Source organism: Candidatus Symbiopectobacterium sp. (assembly GCF_020054415.1).
Lineage (GTDB): Bacteria > Pseudomonadota > Gammaproteobacteria > Enterobacterales > Enterobacteriaceae > Symbiopectobacterium.
The window spans coordinates 1-3,339 of record NZ_JAHWCO010000550.1; the positions used below are offsets into that span (position 1 = coordinate 1).

The 3,339-nt window shown below is 53.2% G+C and carries 2 protein-coding genes; one reads left to right on the plus strand and one right to left on the minus strand.

The window, feature by feature from the left end; genetic code table 11:
- Positions 1 to 38: 38 nt before the first annotated feature.
- The gene (locus tag QZ506_RS16230) at positions 39 to 218 is read left to right on the plus strand and encodes a hypothetical protein (RefSeq protein ID WP_291972483.1); all 180 of its coding nucleotides are present in this window, start codon (positions 39 to 41) and stop codon (positions 216 to 218) included.
- Here QZ506_RS16230 and uvrA read toward each other — a convergent pair.
- On the minus strand, positions 193 to 3,024 hold the full coding sequence (gene uvrA / locus QZ506_RS16235; RefSeq protein ID WP_291972485.1) for an excinuclease ABC subunit UvrA: 2,832 nt from the start codon (positions 3,022 to 3,024) through the stop codon (positions 193 to 195). The two genes, QZ506_RS16230 and uvrA, sit on opposite strands and share 26 nt — an antisense overlap.
- Between the last annotated feature and the right edge of the window lie 315 nt (positions 3,025 to 3,339).

Below are 3,339 nucleotides of genomic sequence, written 5' to 3' on the forward strand. Positions count from 1 at the left end.
GCCATAAAGGCTGCGGATTCCCTTGACGTAAAATCAGTATGTTAAATCCAGAGCGTGGTGATGCATCCCGGAGCGATCAGCATTTTAATCCAAAACAGGCGTGTCATAACAGCATTATTCCCTATTATTCAACAAAGCCATATAGCCTTATAATCACGACGCCCGGCGCAATACCGGGCGTCGTGGACAGCACTACTTGCGCGCCAATATCGGTTTGAGGAAACGGGCAGTGTGCGATGCTTCGCAATTGGCAACCGTCTCAGGGGTGCCGGACACCAGTATTTGACCGCCACCGCTGCCCCCTCCCGGACCAAGGTCCACAATCCAGTCTGCGGTTTTAATCACATCCAGATTGTGCTCGATCACCACAATGGTGTTCCCCTGATCGCGCAACTGGTGCAACACGTCCAACAATTGCTGAATATCGGCAAAATGTAGCCCGGTGGTTGGCTCGTCAAGAATATACAGGGTTTGCCCCGTTCCTCGCTTGGACAACTCGCGGGACAGTTTCACACGCTGTGCTTCACCGCCGGAGAGCGTGGTCGCCGACTGGCCAAGACGAATATAAGAAAGCCCCACATCGATAAGGGTTTGCAGCTTACGCGCCAAGGCAGGAATAGCATCAAAGAAGTCACGCGCCTCTTCAATGGTCATTTCCAGCACTTCGTGAATGCTTTTACCCTTGTATTTGATTTCCAACGTTTCACGGTTATAGCGTTTGCCTTTGCACTGATCGCACGTCACATAGATATCCGGCAGGAAGTGCATCTCCACTTTGATGACGCCATCGCCCTGACAAGCCTCACAGCGCCCGCCGCGCACGTTGAAACTAAAGCGCCCAGGGTTGTATCCGCGGCTTCTCGCTTCTGGCACACCGGCAAAAAGTTCACGGATGGGGGTAAATACGCCTGTGTAGGTCGCAGGGTTGGAACGCGGTGTGCGCCCAATCGGACTTTGATCGATATCGATCACCTTATAAAAATGCTCAAGGCCGTGAATCTCACGGTACGGTGCCGGTTCCGCCAGCGTTGCGCCATTGAGCTGACGTTGCGCCAGCGGAAACAGCGTATCGTTAATCAGCGTCGATTTGCCTGAACCAGAAACACCGGTGATACAGGTGAACAACCCGACGGGTAGCGTCAGCGTGACATCTTTCAGGTTGTTGCCTTTGGCACCCACCAGCTTCAGCACTTTGGTAGGATCGGCAGGCACGCGTTGTGACGGCACTAAGATTTTTCGCTCACCGCTCAGGTACTGGCCGGTCAACGATTCTGGCACCGCCATGATCTGTTCTACTGAGCCTTCCGCTACCACCTGGCCGCCGTGCATCCCCGCCCCCGGTCCGATATCAATCACATGATCCGCCGCGCGAATGGCGTCTTCATCATGCTCCACTACAATCACTGTGTTGCCCAGATTGCGTAGGTGGAGCAATGTCTCCAACAGGCGTTCGTTGTCCCGCTGGTGCAAGCCAATGGAAGGTTCATCCAGTACATACATCACCCCCACCAGCCCGGCACCAATTTGGCTCGCCAGTCGGATACGCTGTGCTTCACCGCCGGAAAGCGTTTCGGCAGAACGCGACAGCGACAGGTAGTTCAATCCCACGTTCACTAGGAATTTCAGGCGATCGCCGATCTCCTTCAACACTTTTTCAGCAATCTGCGCGCGCTGACCACTTAGCTTCATGTTTTGGAAGAACGTCATCGCATGGCCGATGCTCATGTCGGAAATCTTCGGCAGCGTGGTCTGTTCGACAAACACATGGCGCGCTTCCTTACGCAGACGCGTACCGCTGCAACTGGCACAAGGACGGTTACTAATAAACTTGGCCAGTTCTTCGCGCACTGCGCTTGATTCGGTTTCCTTGTAACGCCGTTCCATGTTGTTCAACACGCCTTCGAAAGGATGGCGTCGCACGGACGTATCGCCACGATCGTTGATGTATTTGAACTCGATAGTGTCTTTACCGGAACCGTACAGAATGACGTGACGAATTTTTTCACTCAGGCTGTCGTAGGGTGCCTCGACATCAAAACGATAATGCTCCGCCAGTGAACGCAGCATCTGAAAATAGTAAAAGTTACGTCGATCCCAGCCTCGAATCGCACCGCCGGCCAACGACAGCTCACCGTTTTGCACCACACGTGCCGGATCGAAAAACTGCTGCACGCCCAACCCATCACAGCTCGGACAAGCGCCAGCCGGATTGTTGAATGAGAACATGCGCGGCTCCAGCTCATGCATGCTATAGCCACACTGCGGACATGCGAAATTGGCGGAAAACAGCAGTTCGGGCTGCTTGCTATCATCCATATCCGCCACAATAGCGCTACCGCCGGAAAGCTCCAGTGCGGTTTCAAACGATTCCGCCAGACGCTGTGCCAAATCCTCACGCACTTTGAAACGATCAACGACTACCTCAATGGTGTGTTTCTTCTGTAATTCCAGCTTGGGCGGATCGGAAAGATCGCACACCTCGCCGTCGATACGGGCGCGGATATAACCTTGTGTCGCTAGGTTTTCCAGCATTTTAGTGTGCTCCCCTTTGCGATCTTTAACAATGGGTGCGAGCAGCATCAGGCGAGTACCTTCCGGCTGTGCAAGCACGTTATCCACCATCTGGCTGACGGTCTGCGCCGCCAGCGGCACATCGTGATCAGGACAGCGCGGCTCACCCACGCGGGCAAAGAGCAGACGCAAATAGTCGTGAATCTCGGTGATAGTGCCCACGGTTGAGCGCGGGTTATGGGAAGTGGATTTTTGCTCAATGGAAATCGCCGGTGACAACCCTTCGATATGATCGACGTCCGGCTTCTCCATTAAAGAGAGAAACTGGCGCGCATAGGCAGACAACGATTCAACGTAGCGCCGCTGCCCTTCCGCATACAGGGTATCAAACGCCAGCGACGATTTACCGGACCCCGACAGCCCGGTGACCACAATCAGTTTATCGCGCGGAATTATCAGATTGATATTTTTGAGGTTATGAGTACGTGCACCACGAACTTCGATCTTATCCATTCACATACATCCCGGAGTTAACGCTATTTTTCATCATCCCGCAGGCGGAGATAACCGGTACGAAACGTGCAATTATGACACAAAAAACACCCGCTGCGTTTTTTAGCACCGCAGATGGCGGCTCAGTGTGGGGACAAGCAGAAGAAACACGCTAACAAAAAACTGAATAAATATGGGTCTTCCCCGATCATGGTGGGAGACTCATAACCCCATGTTTAACCTGCCGTAATGGAACATAACTGCCACCTTAAAGCGCTCTTTGTTCCGGTATCCTCTGGACTTGATCCGCAGCATCCTTATCTTGCTGTTTAGTGA